17 protein-coding genes are annotated in these 19,775 nt (G+C 67.3%); 13 read left to right on the top strand and 4 right to left on the bottom strand.

The features are described from left to right. Positions 1-238: 238 nt before the first annotated feature. From IWX65_RS12170 to IWX65_RS12160, 3 genes are read right to left on the bottom strand one after another with little or no spacing between them, the layout of a single operon-like run. A complete protein-coding gene (locus tag IWX65_RS12170; protein ID WP_196883162.1) occupies positions 239-1,552 on the bottom strand; it encodes an alpha/beta fold hydrolase in 1,314 nt (437 codons plus the stop codon). Next, positions 1,549-2,034, bottom strand: coding sequence for a GNAT family N-acetyltransferase (locus IWX65_RS12165; RefSeq protein ID WP_196883159.1), 486 nt, complete (start codon positions 2,032-2,034; stop codon positions 1,549-1,551). Before IWX65_RS12165 ends, IWX65_RS12170 begins: the two co-directional genes overlap by 4 nt. Before the next feature lie 60 nt (positions 2,035-2,094). Then, positions 2,095-4,626: a DEAD/DEAH box helicase gene (locus IWX65_RS12160; RefSeq protein ID WP_196883157.1), complete on the bottom strand. Its 2,532-nt coding sequence runs from the start codon at positions 4,624-4,626 to the stop codon at positions 2,095-2,097. Positions 4,627-4,665: 39 nt separating this feature from the next. Between IWX65_RS12160 and IWX65_RS12155 the strand changes: the two genes are divergently transcribed. Beyond that, the gene (locus tag IWX65_RS12155; protein ID WP_196883155.1) at positions 4,666-5,448 is read left to right on the top strand and encodes a trans-aconitate 2-methyltransferase; all 783 of its coding nucleotides are present in this window, start codon (positions 4,666-4,668) and stop codon (positions 5,446-5,448) included. 6 nt (positions 5,449-5,454) lie between these two features. Here IWX65_RS12155 and IWX65_RS12150 read toward each other — a convergent pair whose 3' ends face one another. Beyond that, positions 5,455-6,093 (bottom strand): MBL fold metallo-hydrolase, encoded by a 639-nt coding sequence (locus IWX65_RS12150; protein ID WP_196883153.1) that lies wholly within the window; start codon positions 6,091-6,093, stop codon positions 5,455-5,457. Between the two features lie 82 nt (positions 6,094-6,175). Between IWX65_RS12150 and IWX65_RS12145 the strand changes: the two genes are divergently transcribed. From IWX65_RS12145 to secG, 12 genes are all read left to right on the top strand, one after another. Then, on the top strand, positions 6,176-6,553 hold the full coding sequence (locus IWX65_RS12145; RefSeq protein ID WP_196883151.1) for a GntR family transcriptional regulator: 378 nt from the start codon (positions 6,176-6,178) through the stop codon (positions 6,551-6,553). Between the two features lie 84 nt (positions 6,554-6,637). Then, on the top strand, positions 6,638-9,547 hold the full coding sequence (gene uvrA, locus IWX65_RS12140; protein WP_196883150.1) for an excinuclease ABC subunit UvrA: 2,910 nt from the start codon (positions 6,638-6,640) through the stop codon (positions 9,545-9,547). Between the two features lie 10 nt (positions 9,548-9,557). After that, positions 9,558-10,292, top strand: a complete 735-nt coding sequence (locus IWX65_RS12135; protein ID WP_196883149.1) for an HAD hydrolase-like protein — start codon at positions 9,558-9,560, stop codon at positions 10,290-10,292. Positions 10,293-10,295: 3 nt separating this feature from the next. After that, on the top strand, positions 10,296-12,371 hold the full coding sequence (gene uvrC / locus IWX65_RS12130; protein WP_196883148.1) for an excinuclease ABC subunit UvrC: 2,076 nt from the start codon (positions 10,296-10,298) through the stop codon (positions 12,369-12,371). Positions 12,372-12,459: 88 nt separating this feature from the next. Next, positions 12,460-13,359 carry an RNase adapter RapZ gene (gene rapZ, locus IWX65_RS12125; protein WP_196883147.1) on the top strand — a complete coding sequence of 300 codons (900 nt, stop codon included), beginning with the start codon at positions 12,460-12,462 and terminating at the stop codon, positions 13,357-13,359. Beyond that, on the top strand, positions 13,359-14,390 hold the full coding sequence (locus IWX65_RS12120) for a gluconeogenesis factor YvcK family protein (RefSeq protein ID WP_196883146.1): 1,032 nt from the start codon (positions 13,359-13,361) through the stop codon (positions 14,388-14,390). The genes rapZ and IWX65_RS12120 overlap by 1 nt, the downstream gene beginning before the upstream one ends. A 4-nt stretch (positions 14,391-14,394) precedes the next feature. Continuing rightward, complete coding sequence (gene whiA, locus IWX65_RS12115; protein ID WP_196883145.1) at positions 14,395-15,375, top strand: DNA-binding protein WhiA; 981 nt, start codon at positions 14,395-14,397, stop codon at positions 15,373-15,375. A gap of 55 nt (positions 15,376-15,430) precedes the next feature. Next, positions 15,431-16,060, top strand: a complete 630-nt coding sequence (locus IWX65_RS12110; protein WP_196883143.1) for a superoxide dismutase — start codon at positions 15,431-15,433, stop codon at positions 16,058-16,060. A 118-nt stretch (positions 16,061-16,178) separates the two neighbouring features. Further along, positions 16,179-17,189, top strand: a complete 1,011-nt coding sequence (gene gap, locus IWX65_RS12105) for a type I glyceraldehyde-3-phosphate dehydrogenase (protein ID WP_196883141.1) — start codon at positions 16,179-16,181, stop codon at positions 17,187-17,189. Positions 17,190-17,200: 11 nt separating this feature from the next. Continuing rightward, the gene (locus IWX65_RS12100; RefSeq protein ID WP_196883139.1) at positions 17,201-18,451 is read left to right on the top strand and encodes a phosphoglycerate kinase; all 1,251 of its coding nucleotides are present in this window, start codon (positions 17,201-17,203) and stop codon (positions 18,449-18,451) included. 114 nt (positions 18,452-18,565) lie between these two features. Beyond that, entirely contained in the window at positions 18,566-19,381 is an 816-nt protein-coding gene (gene tpiA, locus IWX65_RS12095; protein ID WP_196883138.1) for a triose-phosphate isomerase, read from the top strand. Positions 19,382-19,429: 48 nt separating this feature from the next. Next, positions 19,430-19,678, top strand: coding sequence for a preprotein translocase subunit SecG (gene secG, locus IWX65_RS12090; protein ID WP_196883137.1), 249 nt, complete (start codon positions 19,430-19,432; stop codon positions 19,676-19,678). The last annotated feature ends 97 nt before the right edge of the window (positions 19,679-19,775 follow it).

Genomic DNA, 19,775 nt, shown 5'->3' with positions numbered 1-19,775 from the left:
CTCCTCCCGGCGGTGCGCGCAGCGGGAGAGGACGCCGTCGTCCTTGCGGACGGGTACTCGTGCCGCACCCAGCTGGAGGACCTCAGCGAACGCCGGGGTATCCATCTGGCCCAGCTGCTCGACGAGGCGAACCGAACCGACTAGCCGCCCATCCAACGGGATACTTCCGCAACCGCTGCCGGATGCGGGCCTCCCGGTACGAAGCGGGCCCTGATCCAGGCGTATCCGCCACTCAGGCCTATCCGGTGAGGGCGATCAACCGCTCGAAGATGGCCTCGCCGTCGTCGGCAATGCCGTCATGGTGAAAGTCCGGCGTCTCCCACACGGCGAGCCCGCTCACCTCCCGTGCGGTCGCCAGGGAGAGTTCGCGGTCCACATAGATGTCGTCGCGGTAGACGGCCGCTGCGGCAGGCACCGTGTTCCGGCGCAGCCTCTCGACGTCGTACAGGGGACCCCAGTCCTCCTTCCCTGCCAGCAGGTCGGCGGTCCGGCGGAGTGGAACCAGCGCGGGGTCCTCCTCGAAGTACCAGGGATAGACCATTTCTCCGGTCAGGAGCGGCTGCTCGGCACCGGGAAGGAACTGCGGAAATGCCTTCAGCATCCGCTCAGCGGACCAGTTCGAAGCTGCGCCCTGGCCGTAGATGGATTCGTGCATGAGCGCGTACAGCGGATTGGCAGCGCGCGTCACCAGTGCAGCTACCTGCCAGAGGAACGACGCCGACAGCCGGGGCCCGTCCGGCGTTGCCACGAAGGCGTCCTCAAGCAGGAAATGAAGCGCGTCCACCCGGGTGTTGCCGCCGAGGAACGAGCCGACCATCTGGAAACGGCGCGCAGTGAGGCGTTCACCGCTCGGGAGGTCCTCGACAACGGCGTCGAGGTGACGGGCGATGCGCGTGACCATCGCGCGGTCTCCGGGATACCAGTCGAAGTATTCGCGGTTGCGCTCCTCGACACGCCGGAAGGTGGCTTCATAGACCTGGTCGGGTGAACCGGTCAGCGGGGCCAGTCCGCCCGTGATGAGGGCACGCTCAAGTCCTTCCGGGGCGAAGGACAGATAGGTCAGCACACAGAAACCGCCATAGCTCTGCCCGAACACGGTCCACGGCTCGCCGCAGAGTTGCTTGCGGACCATCTCGGCGTCGGCAACGATCGAGTCCGCCCGGAAGTGCGTCAGGTAGGCGGCCTGTTCCTCGGGACCGCCCCTCGCCGCGAGCGTTGCGGCGTCGGCGGGGGATGACAGGCCCGTGCCCCGCTGGTCCAGCATCAGGATACGGAATCGCTTGGCGGCTGCCTTCATCCAGCCGCTGAGCTGGGTGGTCCGTACGCCGCGCCCGCCCGGACCACCCTGCAGGAAGAGCAGCCAGGGAAGCTGCGAGACCTCGTTACCGCTGAAATCCGATGACGTGTACTCTCGGGCGAAAACGTCGATGGTCTCGCTGTCTGCGTCCCGGTGATCGAGTGGGACGGTGAAGAAGTGATCGGTGGTGAGCACGGAGCGCATGGCGTAGCTGTTGCCCCGGCGGTAGCCGGAGGATGTCGTATTGCTGATCATGCGCTGGCGGTACCGGCGAATCCGCTGAGGGCAGCACCGGTCAACCGGAACGTGGACCACTCTTCCTGCACCCGCGCTCCGAGGCTCTCATAGAACTGGATGGAGGGCTCGTTCCACTTCAGCACCGACCATTCGACGCGCGCATAACCCCGCTCGGCGGCAATCCGGGCGAGGTTCTGCAGGAGTGCCTTGCCGTGCCCGGCACCCCGCGCCTCGGGCCGCACGTAGAGGTCCTCGAGATAGATTCCGTTGACGCCCTCCCACGTGGAGTAGTTGAGGAACCAGAGCGCAAAACCTTCGATGCGGCCGCCGGCCTCGGCAACGTGGGCAAAGACCTTCGGGCTCGGGCCGAACAGCGCCTCCGTCAGCTGGTCCACGGTGTTGCGGACGGCCTCGGGCTCCTTCTCGTACACCGCGAGGTCGTGGATGAGCTGCAGGATGGTGGGGACGTCGTCGGGCGTTGCCTCGCGAATGGGATTCATGAAATCCACCCTAGCGACCCCGACGGCGGCAGGAGCGCACGCCGGTGCCGTGTAGTCGTGCTACGGCGCCCCGACCCCGACGATCCGCACCACCGGCGTGCCTGCATCGTCGGAGGCGGCGAGATCGATCACCGCGTTGATTCCCCAGTCGTTGTTGCCGTCCGGGTCCTTCAGGATCTGGCGGACCTTCCACGCGCCCGGCTGCTTCTCGATCAGGAGCAGATTCGGTCCGCGGGCCTGTGGTCCGTCGTCGATGTCCTCGTAATCGCCGAAATAGCCGTCCATCGCTTCGGCCCACCGGTCGGCGGTCCAGCCCGACTCGGCGTCGAGGGCACCGAGTCCTTCGTCCTGCTCGTCGGCGAAAAGGCGAACGCGCTGGAACATCTCGTTGCGCACCATGACTCGGAAAGCGCGCTCGTTCGACGTGACCGATGCCGGCTCCGCCGGGAGCTCGACGACGTCGGGAGGGCCGTCCGGGCCCAGCGTGGTGAGGCGGGTCCACTCGTCGAGCAGGCTCGAGTCGACCTGCCGGATAAGCTCACCCAGCCATTCGATGATGTCGCTGAGGTCTTCGCGGAGGGCCTCCAGAGGCACCGTCTGACGCAGCGCCTTGTAGCAGTCCGCGAGGTATCGCAGGAGGATTCCCTCGGACCGCGTGAGTGAGTAGAACGCCACGTATTCACCGAAACTCATGGCGCGCTCGTACATGTCCCGCACCACCGACTTCGGGGCGAGTTCGAAGTCGCCGAGCCAGGGAGCGGAGCCGCGGTACACGTCGAATGCCTGCTGCAGCAGCTCCGCGAGGGGCTGGGGGTAGGTGATCTCCTCGAGCCGGGCCATGCGGGCGTCGTACTCGATGCCGTCGGCTTTCATCGCGGCGATGGCTTCGCCGCGCACCTTCTTCTCCTGGGCGGACAGCACCTGGCGGGGCTTCTCGAGCGTTGCCTCGACGACGGAGACGACGTCGAGCGCGTAGCCCGGAGCCTCGGGGTCGAGGAGTTCCAGGCTCGCCAGGGCGAACGGGGAGAGTGGCTGGTTCAGCGCGAAGTTGGCTTGGAGGTGCACCTTGAGGCGGATCTGCCGGCCGTCGGCATCGGGCTCGGGCAGGCGCTCGACGATCCCGGCCGTGACGAGTTCCCGGTAGATGCCGATGGCTTTGCGCATCAATTGAAGCTGGGAGGCCCGGCTTTCATGGTTCTCGCTCAGCAGCCGCTGGGCAGCATGAAAGGGGTTGCCGGGCCGCTCGAGGAGGTTCAGGAGCATTGAGTGGCTCACGTGGAAGGACGAGGTGAGCTGCTCCGGCACGCTGCCGACCAGGCGCTCATAGGTGGGCTTGCCCCAGGACACGAAACCCTCGGGCGGCTTCTTCCGGACCACCTGCCGAAGCTTCTTCTGGTCATCCCCGAACTTGGAGACGGCCTTCGCCATGGCCTTGGTGTTCTCCACGACGTGTTCGGGCGCCTGAACGACGACGGTGCCGGCGGTGTCGTAGCCGGCCCGGCCGGCGCGTCCGGCGATCTGGTGGAATTCGCGCGCCTTGAGCACCCGGGTGCGGACGCCGTCGTATTTGCTCAGCGCCGTCAGCAGCACCGTTCGGATGGGCACGTTGATGCCGACCCCGAGCGTGTCGGTGCCGCAGATCACCTTGAGCAGGCCCGCCTGCGCAAGCTGCTCGACAAGCCGCCGGTATTTCGGCAGCATCCCGGCGTGATGCACCCCGATGCCGTGGCGGACGAGCCGGTTGAGGGTCTTGCCGAAGCCGGAGGAGAAGCGGAACGTCGCGATGAGCTCGGCGATGCGGTCCTTCTCCTCCCGCGAGCACACGTTCACGCTCATCAGGTTCTGCGCGCGTTCGATCGCCTCGGCCTGGCTGAAGTGCACCACGTAGACCGGTGCCTGGTTGGTGCTCAACAGTTCCTCGAGGGACTCCTGGACCGGCGTCTCCACGTAGTAGTAGTGCAGAGGGATGGGCCGTTCCACGGAGGTGACTGTCGCGGTGGTCCGTCCGGTGCGCTCGGTGAGGTCCTTCTCGAAGAGCGAGACATCGCCGAGGGTTGCCGACATGAGGAGGAACTGCGCCTGGGGCAGCTCGAGCAGCGGAACCTGCCAGGCCCAGCCGCGCTGGGGATCGGAGTAGAAATGGAACTCATCCATCACCACGGTGCCGAGTTCGGCCTGCGATCCCTCGCGCAGGGCGAGGTTGGCCAGGATCTCAGCCGTACAGCAGATGATGGGCGCGCTCTGGTTCACACCCGAGTCGCCGGTGATCATGCCGACGTTCTCCGGGCCGAAGATGTCGCAGAGGGCGAAGAACTTCTCGGACACCAGCGCTTTGATGGGTGCCGTGTAATAGCTGGTACGGCCCTCGGAGAAGGACTTGAGGTGCGCGGCGATCGCAACGAGCGATTTCCCGGACCCGGTGGGCGTTGCCAGGATCACATTGTTGCCCGAGACAAGCTCCATGGCGGCTTCATCCTGCGCCGGGTACAGCTCGATTCCGCGCGTGGCGGCCCAGCCGGTGAAAGCCTCATAGACGGCGTCCGGAGGGAGAGTGCCACTTTCCGGCGTGGGGAGGTGCTCTTGGATTCTCATTGTCCCTTCAGCCTACCGGTGGAGCGTTAGGGTGATTCGATGACGTGGAATCCAGCAAAATACGCCCAGTATGCCGACCACCGCGGGCGGCCCTTCTTCGATCTGGTGTCGAGGATCGACCATCCGGCACCGCGGCGGGTGGTCGATCTGGGCTGCGGCCCGGGGGAGCTCACCGCGGCGCTCGCGGTGCGATGGCCGGACGCCGAGGTCGTGGGCATCGATTCGAGCACCGCCATGATCGAAGCCGCCCGGGTTGCCCCGGGCATGCCGGGAAACCTCCGGTTCGAGACCGGCGACCTGCGCGACTGGACGCCCGGGCTGGATGACGACGTCGTCGTCACCAACGCGGCGCTGCAGTGGGTTCCGGAGCATCGAGAGTGTTTGTCGGCATGGGCGACGGCCATGCCCACAGGGTCATGGCTCGCGCTGCAGGTGCCCGGGAACTTCGGAGCGCCGTCGCACGTCCTGATGCGCGAGCACGCGGCCACGCCGGCATGGAGGCCCCTGCTCGACGGCGTCCTGCAGCACGACGACGCCGTCGGGGAGCCGCAGGACTACCTGCAGTTGCTCAACGCGGCCGGACTCAGCGTCGACGCCTGGGAAACCACTTACCTGCAGGTGCTGCAGGGCGAGGACCCGGTGCTCGAATGGGTGCGCGGGACGGGGCTCCGCCCGGTCCTCGATGCACTGTCGCCCGGGAAGGCCGCCGAGTTCGAGGAGGGTTACGCCGCGCTGCTGCGCCGGGCCTATCCCCGCTCGGACGCCGGTACGGTGTTCCCGTTCCGGCGGATCTTCGCGGTGGGGCACAGGCCGGGGGAGTGACGGCGCCTACCAGCCGCGCCCGGCCCACTCTTCGAGTGAACCCCGCTCCGCCACGAGCGTGGTGCCCTTGCCGTGGCCGGGGTGCACCAGGGTGTCGTCGGGGAGGTAGTTGAAGATCCGTTCGACGACGTCGGCGTAGAGCGAGCGGAACCGGCCGGCGTCGCCCTGGGTATTGCCGAGGCCCCCGGGAAAGAGCGAGTCGCCGGTGAAGAGGTGCGCCGGCCCGGCGGGATCGCGGTAGAGCAGCGCGGTGGAGCCGGGCGTATGGCCCCGAAGGTGGATCGCTTCGAGCTCGAACCCGTCGAAGGAACCGACGTCGCCGTGTCGAAGGGGAACGTCCGTGGGAACATCGATGTCCGCCGCGTCGTCGGCTCCGGCAGCGGTCCGCACCCCGGTGCGTCCGACAACGTCGGCGAGGGCCCGCACGTGGTCCCAGTGGGAGTGCGTCGTCACGAGCAGGGCAAGATGTGCCGTCGCCGTCGTGTCGGACGCTCCCTCGGCGACCAGCCCGAGGATGGCTTCGGCGTCGTCAGCGGCATCGATGAGCACCTGCGCACCACTCGACCTGGAGGTCAGGAGATAGACGTTGTTGTCCATCTCGGAGACGGAGATGCTGCGGATCGTGATGTCCTGGAGGTCATACATGGCGCCAGTCTAGAGGCTGCCTCGGGGAAGATGCACCGAAACGGTAGGGTGCAGGAAAGGAAAGGCGCCGGAAGGAAACGCAATGGAGCAGGACATACCTACCTGGCTGAGGATCAACCCGGCCAGCTCGGTGCCGCCCTTCGAGCAGCTGCGTCAACGGATCCTCGAAGCAGCGAACAACGGCATGGCACCCGTGGGCACCCGGCTGCCGCCCGTGCGGGCGCTCGCCGCGCACCTCGGTGTGGCGACCAACACCGTGGCGCGGGCCTACCGCGAGCTGGAGCAGGCCCGGATCGTCCAGACTCACGGGCGTGCCGGCACGGTCATCGCGGCAGCAGGCGACGACGCCCGGCGACGGACCGCCGAGGCCGCCGCCGACTATGCCAGGATCGTGCGGCAGACCGGGCTGGGAGAGGACGACGCCGTCGCCTATCTGCGGGCCGCGTTGCGCCGAGCGTGAACGGCTCCTGACCAACCCGCGGAAGTCCGCGGAAAGTCGTTATTCGAAGATGTCTTCGAGCACAATTTCACTTAGAGTTATCTGGTGTCCATAGCTAATTCTCTTGAGCAGCACGCCCACAATCCACACCCGCAGCCCCAGGACCTTTCGCGCCTGATCGTCAAGGGTGCCCGCGAACACAACCTGCGGAACGTGGACCTCGACCTTCCTCGCGACGCCATGATTGTCTTCACGGGCCTTTCCGGGTCGGGTAAGTCATCGCTCGCCTTCGACACCATCTTCGCCGAGGGCCAGCGCCGGTACGTGGAATCCCTGTCGGCCTATGCCCGACAGTTCCTGGGGCAGGTGGACAAGCCCGACGTCGACTTCATCGAGGGACTGTCCCCGGCGGTCTCGATCGACCAGAAGTCCACGAGCAAGAACCCGCGCTCGACCGTCGGCACCATCACCGAAATTTATGACTACATGCGCCTCCTGTGGGCGCGCGTGGGACGGCCCCACTGCCCCACCTGCGGTGAGCCGGTCGCCAAGCAGACGCCGCAGCAGATCGTCGACCAGCTGCTCGAGCTCGACGAGGGGACCCGTTTCCAGATTTTCGCGCCCGTGGTCCGGGGTCGCAAGGGCGAGTTCGTCGACCTGTTCCAGGAGCTCACCGCCAAGGGCTACTCGCGGGCCCGCGTCGACGGCGACCTCATCCAGCTGAGCGACCCCCCGAAGCTCGGCAAGCAGTACAAGCACACCATCGAAGTCATCGTCGACCGCCTCGTCACGAAGGACGGCATCCGCCAGCGCCTTACCGACTCCGTCGAGACGGCCCTGAAGCTCGCCGACGGCAGGGTCCTCGCCGACTTCGTCGACCTTCCCGAGGACGACGCCAAGCGCCTGCGCGCCTTCTCGGAACACCTGGCGTGCCCCAACGAGCACCCGCTGGCCATCGACGAGATCGAGCCCCGCTCCTTCTCCTTCAACAACCCGTTCGGCGCCTGCCCGGCCTGCACCGGCATCGGCACCAAGCTCGAGGTGGACGAGGAACTGGTGGTCCCCAATCCCGACCTCAGCCTCGCCGAAGGCGCCATCGCCCCCTGGTCGCTGGGCACCGCGACCCTCGAGTACTGGACGAGGCTGCTCAAGGGCCTCGCCCATGAGCTGAGCTTCGACATCAACACGCCGTGGCGGAAGCTGCCGGACCGGGCGCGGGACGCCGCCCTGTACGGCAAGGACCACAAGGTGACCGTGCAGTACAAGAACCGGTTCGGACGCGAACGCAAGTACAGTACCGGCTTCGAGGGGGCGGTGCAGTACATCCACCGCAAGCACCTCGAGACCGAGTCCGACCACGCGCGCGACCGCTACGAAGAGTACATGCGCCAGATTCCGTGCCCGGCATGCGGCGGCGCGCGGCTGAATCCGGCGTCGCTGTCCGTCCTCATCAACGGCAAGTCCATCTCGGCGGTCGCGGCGATGCCCATGCGCGACTGCAGCGACTTCCTCAACAACCTCGTGCTGACCGGCCGCGAAGCCCAGATCGCCAACCAGGTCCTCAAGGAGATCCAGGCCCGCCTGACCTTCCTCCTCGACGTCGGGCTCGAGTACCTGAACCTCGAGCGCGCCGCCGGCACCCTCTCGGGAGGCGAAGCGCAGCGTATCCGCCTCGCTACCCAGATCGGTTCAGGGCTGGTGGGCGTCCTCTACGTCCTCGACGAGCCGTCCATCGGCCTTCACCAGCGGGACAACCGGCGCCTGATCGAAACCCTCGCGCGGCTCCGCAACCTCGGCAACACACTGATCGTCGTGGAGCATGACGAGGACACCATCGCCGAAGCGGACTGGATCGTCGACATCGGACCCGGCGCCGGCGAGCACGGTGGCGAGGTGGTGCACTCGGGCCTCCTCGAGGACCTCCTGACCAACGAGCGCTCGATCACGGGCGACTACCTCTCCGGCCGACGGAAGATCGCCATTCCGGCCAAGCGCCGGAAGATCGACCGGTCGCGGCAGCTCAAGGTGGTCGGCGCGCACGAGCACAACCTGCAGAAGCTCGACGTCGCCTTCCCCCTCGGCGTGATGACGGCCGTCACCGGTGTCAGCGGCTCGGGCAAGTCCACGCTGGTCAACGACATCCTGTACAAGGTGCTCGCCAACAAGCTCAACGGCGCCAAGCAGGTGGCCGGGCGGCACAAGCGCATCGACGGCCTCGAACACCTCGACAAGGTGGTCCACGTCGACCAGAGCCCGATCGGCCGTACCCCCCGCTCGAACCCTGCCACCTACACCGGGGTGTTCGACAACATCCGGAAGCTCTTCGCCGAGACCACGGAGGCCAAGGTGCGCGGCTACCTGCCCGGACGGTTCTCCTTCAACGTGAAGGGCGGCCGCTGCGAGGCGTGCTCCGGTGATGGAACGCTGAAGATCGAGATGAACTTCCTGCCGGACGTCTACGTGCCCTGCGAGGTCTGCCATGGCGCCCGGTACAACCGCGAAACGCTCGAGGTCCACTACAAGGGCAAGACCATCGCCGACGTCCTCAACATGCCGATCGAGGAGGGAGCCGAGTTCTTCGCCGCGTTCAGTCCGATCGCCCGGCACCTCAACACGCTCGTCGAGGTGGGTCTCGGCTACGTTCGGCTGGGCCAGCCCGCCACCACCCTCTCCGGCGGTGAGGCCCAACGCGTCAAGCTGGCCAGCGAGCTGCAGAAACGGTCCAACGGACGCAGCATCTACGTTCTCGACGAGCCCACCACCGGGCTGCACTTCGAGGACATCCGCAAACTGCTGCTGGTGCTCCAGGGTCTGGTGGACAAGGGCAACACCGTGATCACGATCGAACACAACCTCGACGTGATCAAGAGCGCCGACTGGGTCATCGACCTGGGGCCCGACGGCGGTTCCGGCGGTGGACAGGTGATTGCCACCGGAACTCCCGAGCAGGTGGCGAAGAGCGATCGAAGCTACACGGGGACCTTCCTCGCGGAGATCCTCGAAGGCTCGAAGTAGGGATCCAGCGGTGACGAATTCGCGGAAGCTCGTCCTTTTCGACCTCGACGGAACGCTCGTCGATCCCGCCGGTGCCATCACCGGGGGCGTTTCCTCGGCGCTGCTGGCACACGGCCTCGACGTGCCCACCGCCGAACGGCTGAGAGAGATGGTCGGTCCCTCCCTCGCCGTCTCCCTGGCCTCCATCGCGCAGGTACCGCCGGCGCTCGTCGGCCCGGTCATGGCGACGTACCGCGCAGGGTACCTGGCGCACGGAATGGCCCAGAGCCGGCCCTATCCGGGCGTCGCGGAATGCGTCGAGGGCCTGCGGGCTCAGGGCTGTCGGGTGGCGGTCGCAACACAGAAGCCGGAGTGGCTCGCCGAGGAGCTGCTCGGTGTCCAGGGCCTGCTGCCGCTGTTCGACTCGGTGCACGGTTCACCCCGGGACGAGACGGCGGCACTGCCGGACGGCAAGGCCTCGATCGTCGCGGCCGCCCTGCGCCGCCACGTCGGCGCGTACGACGAAGCAGTGATGGTGGGGGACCGCAGGCACGACGTCGAAGGTGCCGCAGCGAACGGCCTGAACTGCATCGGGGTCACCTGGGGGTTCGCCGCACCGGGTGAGCTCGAGGCGGCGCAGGCCGTCGCCGTCGTCACCGATGCGGATGAACTGGGGGAGGCCCTCGCGACCGTGTGGTCCCGCCCGGTGGAGGCTTCCGCCCTCGGGCCGGGCGGAACCGGCTCACGCGGCCGGGCGAAGGCCTGAGCCGTGGCCGATCCAACGACGTACCGCCCGAGGACCGGCGAGATTCCACTCAACCCGGGCGTCTACCGCTTCCGGGACGAACACGGCAGGGTGGTCTATGTCGGAAAGGCGAAGAACCTCCGGTCCCGACTGAACTCCTACTTCGCCAATCCCTCGGGGCTGATGCGGCGCACCCGGGCGATGGTCTTCACCGCGGCGAGCGTGGAGTGGACGGTCGTGGGCAGCGAACTCGAAGCGCTCCAGCTCGAATACACCTGGATCAAGGAATTCAATCCCCGCTTCAACGTGATGTTCCGGGATGACAAGTCCTATCCCTACCTCGCGGTCACCATGGGCGAGAAGTATCCCCGGGTCCAGGTGATGCGCGGCGACAAGAAGCGGGACACCCGGTATTTCGGTCCGTTCTACCCGGCCAAGGCCATCCGTGAAACCGTGGACACACTGCTGCGGGTCTTCCCGGTACGGACGTGCAGCACCGGTGTCTTCCGGCGCGCAGAGAGCACCGGGCGGCCGTGCCTCCTCGGCTACATCGACAAGTGCTCCGCGCCGTGCGTGGGCCGGATCTCCCCCGAGGACCACAAGCAACTGGCCGGGGAGTTCTGCGACTTCATGTCCGGTGAGGCGAAGAGATTCGTCACCGACCTCGAGCGGAAGATGGCGGCGGCCGTCGCGGAACTCGACTACGAGTCGGCGGCGCGGATCCGCGACGACATCGCCGCCCTGAAGAAGGTCTTCGAGCGGAACACCGTGGTCCTCGCGGAGGACACCGATGCCGACATCTTCGCGATCAAGGAGGACGACCTCGAGGCCGCGGTGCAGGTCTTCCACGTCCGCGGAGGGCGTATCCGCGGTCAGCGCGGCTGGATCGTCGAGAAGGTGGAGGACATGGACGCCGGCGACCTGGTGGAGCACTTGCTGCAGCAGGTCTACGGCGAGGCCAGCAGCAGCAACGAGCGCATCCCGCGCGAGGTGCTCGTCCCCGTGATGCCCAGCAACGAGGAGCAGGTCCTCGAATGGCTCAAGGGCCTGAGGGGTGCGCGCGTGGAGGTGAGGGTGCCGGTGCGCGGCGATAAGGCGACCCTTCTGGGAACCGTGGAGCAGAACGCCGCGGACGCACTCCGCCTGCACAAGAGCCGCCGGGCCGGAGACATCACCACGCGCTCCGCCGCCCTGCAGGAACTGCAGGAGGCGCTCGACCTGCCGCAGCCCCTGATGCGGATCGAGTGCTACGACATCTCGCACGTCCAGGGCACCAACGTGGTGGCGTCCATGGTGGTCGTGGAGGACGGCCTGCCCCGGAAGTCCGAGTACCGCCGGTTCTCCATCACCGGTGACGCCGCCCGCGATGACACCGCGTCCATGTACGACGTCATTTCCCGCCGGTTCCGGAACTACCTCGCCGGCAAAGCGCCGGAGGCCACCGACCCTCCGGCAGCTGCGGGAACTACAGCTCCCGACGACGGGAGCGCCGGCGCCGGCGACCTCCAGGGTGCGCTCGTGGACGCAGCTGTGGGCGTCCCCGGGGATGTTTCAGGCGTCGTCCCGGTGGCCGACACCACGACGCCGGCTCCGCGCAGCAGGTTCGCCTATCCGCCGAACCTCGTGGTGGTGGACGGCGGACCCCCGCAGGTCGCAGCGGCGGCGCGTGCCCTGGCGGACCTCGGGATCGACGACATCTTCGTGGTGGGACTCGCCAAGCGGCTCGAGGAGGTCTGGCTGCCGGAGAGCGACTTCCCGGTGATCCTCCCCCGGGCGTCGGAAGGCCTGTTCCTGCTGCAGCGGATCCGGGACGAAGCCCACCGCTTCGCGATCGCCTTCCACCGTCAGAAGCGCGGAAAGTCGATGACGGCTTCCGTCCTCGACGACATCGCCGGTCTGGGACCAGCGAAGCGGAAAGCGCTCCTGAAGCACTTCGGCTCGGTGAAGAAGCTGCGGGCGGCGTCGCTCGATGAACTGCTCGAAGTACCCGGCGTGGGGCCGGCCCTTGCCGAGACGGTTCGTCGCGGACTTGCCGTGCGGCCCGGGAACACCGCAGCGCCCTCAGTGAACATGGCCACGGGCGAGATTCTCGAATCTTAGCTAGGGTGGGAAAAAGGCCGGCCGCCGTCGGGGGCAGGGCAGTACAGATTTCGCCGGGATGAACCCAAGAGCTGGAACGGATAAATAAATGACTGAGGCGACAAGCCTGACTCCGGTCAAACCTGCCGAATCCGAGCTGCTGGTGGTCACGGGCATGTCGGGTGCCGGCCGGAGTACCGCGGCGAACGCCCTTGAAGACCACGGCTGGTATGTGGTGGAGAACCTGCCGCCCCAGATGCTGGGAATGCTGACGGATCTGGTGGCCCGTATGCCGCAATCGATTCCCCGGCTCGCCGTGGTGATCGATGTACGGAGCAAGGAACTGTTCACTGACATCAAGTCAGCGCTGGAGGCACTCCGCACGAGCGGCGTGACCTATCGGGTGCTGTTCCTCGACGCCGACGACGCCGTCCTGGTACGGCGCTTCGAACAGGGGCGCCGGCCGCACCCGCTGCAGGCGGACCGCCGGATCCTCGACGGCATTGCCGAGGAGCGGGAGGTCCTGAGCGAGCTCAAGCACGCCTCCGACATCGTGGTCGACACCACGGACCTGAACGTCCATGCTCTCGCCACCGCCGTCACCGAACTCTTCTCCGAGTCCGGGCCGATCGTGCTCCGCCTCAACGTGATGAGTTTCGGTTTCAAGTACGGACTGCCCGTCGACTCGAACTTCGTGGCCGACGTCCGTTTCATTCCCAACCCGCACTGGGTGCCGCAGCTGCGCCCGCAGACCGGGCTCGACGAGCCGGTGCGCGACTACGTCCTGGCAGCGGCGGGAGCGGGTGACTTCATCGACCGCTACGTGCACGCCCTGATCCCCGTCCTCGACGGCTACCGGCGGGAGAACAAGCACTACGCCACCATCGCCGTCGGCTGCACGGGAGGCAAGCACCGGTCCGTCGCGGTGACGCAGGAGATCGCGCAACGGCTCGCCCAACTGCCGGGTGTGCAGGTCGCCGCGCACCACCGCGACCTTGGGCGTGAGTGATGTCCCTGTTCTCCGGACCCCTTCCCCTCATCCCACCGGCTGCCCGCCGAAACGCTGACGGGCAGGACTCCGCGCCCTCCGTGGTCGCCCTGGGAGGCGGGCACGGGTTGTCGTCGTCGTTGTCGGCGCTCCGGCTGCTGACGCAGGAGCTGACGGCCGTCGTCACGGTGGCCGATGACGGCGGGTCCTCCGGCCGCCTGCGCCGCGAGCTCGGGGTCCTGCCCCCTGGGGATCTCCGCATGGCGCTGGCCGCCCTCTGCGATGACACCGACTGGGGACGCACGTGGCGCGACGTCATGCAGCACCGTTTCAGCTCACGCGACGGCGTCGAGGGTTCACTCGACCAGCACGCCATGGGCAACCTGCTGATCGTCACCCTCTGGGAACTGCTGGGGGATCCGGTCGCGGGGCTGCAGTGGGCGGGTGCGCTCCTCGGTGCCCGGGGGAAGGTGCTTCCGATGGCCCGCGTGCCCCTCACCATCCAGGGCGATGTGCTGACCGAGGTGGACGGCACGCTCCGGCTCCGGACCATCGTGGGCCAGGCACAGCTCGCCGTGGCCGCCGAAGCCGGCAACGTGAGTCAGGTCCGGCTGCTTCCGGACGGTGCGCCGGCGTGTACCGATGCGCTGGAGGCGATCGAGCTCGCCGACTGGGTGATCCTCGGCCCGGGCTCCTGGTACACCTCGGTCCTGCCGCACCTGCTCCTGCCCGAGCTGCGCGACGCGCTGTGCCGGACCAGCGCGAAACGCTGCCTTACCATGAACCTGACCAACGAGACCAAGGAAACCCAGGGCATGAGCGCGGTGGACCATCTGGCCGTGATCCGGCGCTACGCACCGGACTTCACCGTCGATGTCGTCCTGGCTGATCCGTCCGTCGTAGCAGACACCGCAGAGTTCGAGGCAGCGGTTGCGGGAATGGGAGGCCGTGCGGTCTTCGGTAGAGTGGGAGCCTCGACCGGCAAGCCTGTCCACGACCCGCTGCGCCTGGCAACCGCCTACAACGACATCTTTGGGGAGAATCAGGAGTGAATCCGTGGCCTTGACCGCCGATGTCAAAGAGGAGCTCTCGCACCTCGACGTGAAGAAGTCCTCGGTTCGCAAAGCCGAGGTTTCCGCCCTCCTGAGGTTCGCCGGAGGGCTTCACATCATTTCCGGCCGCATCGTGATCGAGGCGGAAGTGGACCTCGCCTCCACGGCGCGGCGCCTCCGGGCAGCCATCGCCGAGGTCTACGGCCACAGCAGCGACATCACCGTCGTCTCCGGCGGAGGACTGAGGCGGGGCAACCGCTATGTCGTCCGCGTCGTACGCGACGGCGAGTCCCTCGCGCGGCAGACGGGCCTGCTCGACGCGCGGGGCCGCCCGGTGCGCGGCCTGCCCTCCGCCGTCGTCAACGGTTCGACGGCGGACGCCGAAGCGGTATGGCGCGGTGCCTTCCTCGCCCACGGTTCGCTGACGGAGCCGGGCCGTTCGTCGTCGCTCGAAGTGACCTGCCCGGGGCCGGAATCGGCCCTGGCGCTCGTCGGGGCTGCGCGGCGGCTCGACATCCAGGCCAAGGCACGGGAAGTGCGGGGAGTGGACCGGGTGGTGATCCGCGACGGTGACACCATCGCGGCCCTGCTGACCCGCATGGGAGCCCACGACGCCCTGATGGGGTGGGAGGAGCGGCGGATGCGCAAGGAAGTCCGGGCGACGGCGAACCGGCTCGCCAACTTCGACGACGCCAACCTCCGCCGCTCGGCCCAGGCCGCCGTGGCGGCAGGGGCACGCGTGGAGCGGGCCCTCGAGATCCTCGGGGAGACCGTTCCCGAACACCTCCGGTATGCCGGTGAACTACGCGTGGGGCACAAGCAGGCCAGTCTCGACGAACTGGGGCGGCTGGCGGACCCTGTCATGACCAAGGACGCCATCGCCGGCCGTATCCGCCGGCTCCTCGCCATGGCCGACAAGCGCGCCCAGGACCTCGGGATTCCGGGAACCGACGCAAATGTGACTCCCGACATGTTGGACGAGTGAATTCCTGCATAGGATGGAACGAGTCCGATGCACGGAACTACCCCTGGAGGAATACGTGAGCGAATACGTACTGCCCGATCTTGACTACGACTACGCGGCACTTCAGCCGCACATCTCAGCACGCATCATGGAGCTGCACCACAGCAAGCACCAGGCCACCTACGTCAAGGGCGCGAACGATGCGCTGGCACAGCTCGCCGAAGCCCGCGAGAAGGGGGAGTTTGCCACTATCCCGAAGCTGTCCAAGGACCTCGCCTTCCATGTGGGCGGCGTCCTCAATCACTCCATCTTCTGGAAGAATCTGTCCCCCGAGGGAGGCGACAAGCCCACCGGTGAGCTGGCAGCAGCGCTCGACGACGCCTTCGGCTCCTTCGATGCCTTCCGCGCCCACTTCACTGCGGCGGCCACGAGCCTGCAGGGCTCCGGCTGGGCAGTTCTCGCCTACGAGCCGCTCGGCAAGAACATCGTCATCGAGCAGCTCTACGACCAGCAGGGCAATGTTCCCGTGGGAACCGTGCCGCTGCTCATGCTCGACATGTGGGAGCACGCCTTCTACCTCGACTACGTCAACGTCAAGCCCGACTACGTCAAGGCTTTCTGGAACATCGTGAACTGGGCCGACGTACAGGCACGCTTCGAGGGCGCCCGCTCAGGCGCTTCCAGCCTGATCACTCCAGGCACCTGACAGCCGCACCGACGCACGGGGAAAGCCGGGAGGATCACCTTCCGGCTTTCCCCCGGATCACAGCAGTTCCGCACGATGGCGTGCCCCGGCAGCACCACCAACAAGGAGATGGACACCAGTGACTACCCGTATTGGAATCAACGGATTCGGCCGCATCGGCCGCAACTACTTCCGGGCCGCTTTGGAGCAGGGCGCCGACCTCGAGATCGTCGCAGTCAACGACCTCACCAGCCCCGAGGCCCTTGCGCACCTCCTGAAGTACGACTCCGTCACCGGGCGCCTCGGCGCCACGGTCGAGGTGCAGGACGGCGACCTCGTGGTCGGCGGCAAGCGCGTCAAGGTCCTCGCCGAGCGGGACCCCGCGAACCTGCCCTGGGCCGACCTCAACGTGGACATCGTGGTCGAATCCACCGGTTTCTTCACGAAGGCAGCCGATGCGCAGAAGCACATCGATGCCGGTGCCAAGAAAGTGCTGATCTCGGCTCCCGCCTCCGATGAGGACTTCACCGTGGTCCTGGGCGTCAACGACGGCGACTACGACCCCGAGAACCACCACATCATCTCGAACGCATCCTGCACCACCAACTGCCTCGGTCCGCTCGCCAAGGTCCTCAACGACTCCTTCGGCATCGAGCGCGGCCTCATGACCACGATCCACGCCTACACGGCCGACCAGAACCTCCAGGACGGCCCGCACAAGGACCTCCGCCGCGCCCGCGCAGCAGCCATCAACATGGTGCCCACCTCCACGGGCGCCGCCAAGGCGATCGGCCTCGTGCTTCCCGAGCTGAAGGGCAAGCTCGACGGCTACGCGATCCGCGTACCGGTTCCCACCGGATCAGCGACCGACCTCACCGTCACCCTGGGGCGCGAGGTCACTGTGGACGAAGTGAACGCGGCCTACGAGGCAGCGGCAGCGGACGGTTCCCTGAAGGGCTACCTCTCCTACACGGAAGCGCCCATCGTCTCCTCCGACATCGTGACGGATCCCGCGTCGTGCATCTTCGACTCCGGCCTGACCAAGGTCATCGGCAACCAGGTCAAGGTGGTCGGCTGGTACGACAACGAGTGGGGCTACTCGAACCGCCTCGTCGACCTGACCGAAATCGTCGCCGCGAAGCTTTCCTGAGCGGCCGCGCGGTGAGCTACGCATCCCTGGCGGACCTCCTGGCAGAAGGCGTGCGCGGGCGCCGCATCCTTGTGCGCTCCGACCTCAACGTGCCCCTTGACGGAGCGGTCCCGCAGTTGAGGGTCACTGACGACGGCCGTGTCCGTGCCTCCCTCCCCGTGCTGCGCAAGCTGAGTGAGGCGGGAGCCGCCGTGATTGTCCTGGCGCACCTGGGCAGGCCCAAGGGTGCTCCCGAGGACAGGTATTCGCTGAAGCCGGCCGTGGACGCACTCGAGGGCCTCGCCGATTTCCCGGTACGCCGCGCCTCCGACACCACGGGGGAATCGGCCCGGGCCGCGGCCGCGTCGCTGCGGCCCGGGGAAGTGCTCGTGCTGGAGAACGTGCGTTTCGACGCCCGCGAGACCAGCAAGGACGACGCCGAACGCGGAGCCTTCGCGCGGGAACTCGCTGAGCTCGCCGGTTCCGACGGCGCCTACGTGGACGACGCTTTCGGGGCCGTCCACCGCAAGCACGCAAGCGTCTTCGACATCGCCCAACTGCTTCCGTCCTACCAGGGCGACCTGGTCAAGGCGGAGGTCGAGGTGCTGCAGGAACTGACCCAGGATCCGAAGCGGCCCTTCGTCGTGGTGCTGGGCGGTTCGAAGGTCTCCGACAAGCTCGCGGTCATCGACAACCTCATCGGAAAGGCCGACCGCCTCCTCATCGGTGGTGGCATGGTCTTCACCTTCCTCGCTGCACAGGGCCACAAGGTGGGCGCCAGCCTCCTCGAAGAGGATCAGCTCGACGTCGTCCGCGGATATCTGTCCCGCGCCGCGGAGGCGGGAAGCGAGTTCGTCCTGCCCACCGATATCGTGGTGGCGGAGAAATTCGCTGCCGACGCAGGCAGCAGCGTCGTCGCGGCCGACGCCATCGAGACCAGCCAGTACGGTTCCGGAGGTCTCGGCCTGGATATCGGACCCGCTACGGGCACCGACTTCGCCGAACACATCTCCGAGGCGAAGACGGTGTTCTGGAACGGACCCATGGGGGTGTTCGAGTTCGATGCCTTCGCGGGAGGGACGCGGACCGTCGCGGAAGCCCTCGTGGCGGCCGGAAGGTCCGGAGCCCTGACCGTGGTGGGCGGCGGCGATTCCGCCGCGGCCGTGCGCGGGCTCGGCTTCGAGGACGGCCAGTTCGGCCACATCTCCACGGGCGGCGGAGCGAGCCTCGAGTACCTCGAGGGCAAGGAACTGCCGGGGCTGACGGCACTCGAACGATCCTAGGGCTGCGCCGGTCCGCTCCCTGCGGAGTGGCCGGCGGCCCCAGCAGATACCTCAGCGGGATCCGCCCTCCCGGCGGGTCCCGCAGGCATGACACCCACCCGAATGGAGCTGCAGATGACCACCTCGACCAACGGCACGTTTGATCGCCGTCCGCTGATTGCCGGCAACTGGAAGATGAACCTGGACCATGTCCAGGGCATCACCTTCCTGCAGAAGCTCGCATGGACGCTCGATGACGCCGGACATGACCACTCCCGCGTGGAGGTCTCGGTCTTCCCGCCTTTCACCGACCTCCGGGGGGTGCAGACCCTGGTCAAGGGAGACGACCTCGAGGTCGTCTTCGGCGGGCAGGACCTCTCACCGAAGGATTCCGGCGCCTATACCGGCGACATCTCGGGACAGTTCCTCAACCGGCTCGGCTGCACCTACGTGCTGGTGGGACATTCCGAGCGGCGGACGATCCACTCGGAGACCGACGAGGTACTGAATGAGAAGGTCCACGCGGCCTACCGCCACAACCTGGTTCCGGTCCTGTGCGTGGGCGAAGGGCTCGAGGTGCGCCAGGCCGGAGGCCACGTCGAGCACACCCTGGAGCAACTCCGCAGGGGCGTCGCAGGGCTCGAGTCGGCGCGGGCCGCCGATCTGGTGGTGGCCTATGAGCCGGTCTGGGCGATCGGCACCGGCGAGGTGGCGGGTCCGGGTGATGCCCAGGAGATGTGTGCGGCCATCCGCGCCGAACTCGGGACCATCTTCGACACGGAGACGGCAGCCAAGGTGCGCCTGCTCTACGGCGGATCGGTCAAGGCGGCAAGTGCCGCCTCGATCCTTCGGGAGCGCGACGTCGACGGCGTCCTCGTCGGCGGGGCCAGCCTCGATGTCGCCGAATTTGCTAGTATTGTCAGGTTCGAACAGCATCTGGTCACAGACTAGTTCGTGCGCACGCCGCTTCTCCGCGGTCACCAGCCTTGAAAGGGCACTGTGGAAATCCTTCGAATCATCCTGCTCGTCCTCCTGGGGGTCACCAGCCTGCTGCTGACCCTGCTGATCCTGCTTCACAAGGGGCGCGGCGGTGGAATGTCCGACATGTTCGGCGGCGGCATGACATCCAGCATGGGTTCGTCCGGCGTGGCCGAGCGGAACCTCAACCGCTTCACCGTGGCCCTCGGTCTTGCCTGGGGCACGGTCATCGTGGCGCTCGGGCTCATCCAGCGCTTCGCCGCCTCCTGATGGACTGACGCACGCCATCCCGGAGCCGGGAACGATCGGCCCGGGCGTACCGAAGAAGCGACGACCGCGGTGGAGAACCATCCACTGCGGTCGTCGC

This window comes from Arthrobacter sp. CAN_A214, assembly GCF_015751955.1.
Lineage (GTDB): Bacteria > Actinomycetota > Actinomycetes > Actinomycetales > Micrococcaceae > Arthrobacter_D.
The sequence above is the reverse complement of the archived record's forward strand: the minus strand, read 5'-3'. Positions and strand labels throughout refer to the sequence as shown.

Bases quoted from the DNA above. Each gene is read 5' to 3' on its own strand.
- IWX65_RS12170 (WP_196883162.1), bottom strand. From the start codon at position 1,552: ATGATCAGCAATACGACATCCTCCGGCTACCGCCGGGGCAACAGCTAC.
- IWX65_RS12165 (WP_196883159.1), bottom strand. From the start codon at position 2,034: ATGAATCCCATTCGCGAGGCAACGCCCGACGACGTCCCCACCATCCTG.
- IWX65_RS12160 (WP_196883157.1), bottom strand. From the start codon at position 4,626: ATGAGAATCCAAGAGCACCTCCCCACGCCGGAAAGTGGCACTCTCCCT.
- IWX65_RS12155 (WP_196883155.1), top strand. From the start codon at position 4,666: ATGACGTGGAATCCAGCAAAATACGCCCAGTATGCCGACCACCGCGGG.
- IWX65_RS12150 (WP_196883153.1), bottom strand. From the start codon at position 6,093: ATGTATGACCTCCAGGACATCACGATCCGCAGCATCTCCGTCTCCGAG.
- IWX65_RS12145 (WP_196883151.1), top strand. From the start codon at position 6,176: ATGGAGCAGGACATACCTACCTGGCTGAGGATCAACCCGGCCAGCTCG.
- rapZ (WP_196883147.1), top strand. From the start codon at position 12,460: ATGACTGAGGCGACAAGCCTGACTCCGGTCAAACCTGCCGAATCCGAG.
- IWX65_RS12120 (WP_196883146.1), top strand. From the start codon at position 13,359: ATGTCCCTGTTCTCCGGACCCCTTCCCCTCATCCCACCGGCTGCCCGC.
- tpiA (WP_196883138.1), top strand. From the start codon at position 18,566: ATGACCACCTCGACCAACGGCACGTTTGATCGCCGTCCGCTGATTGCC.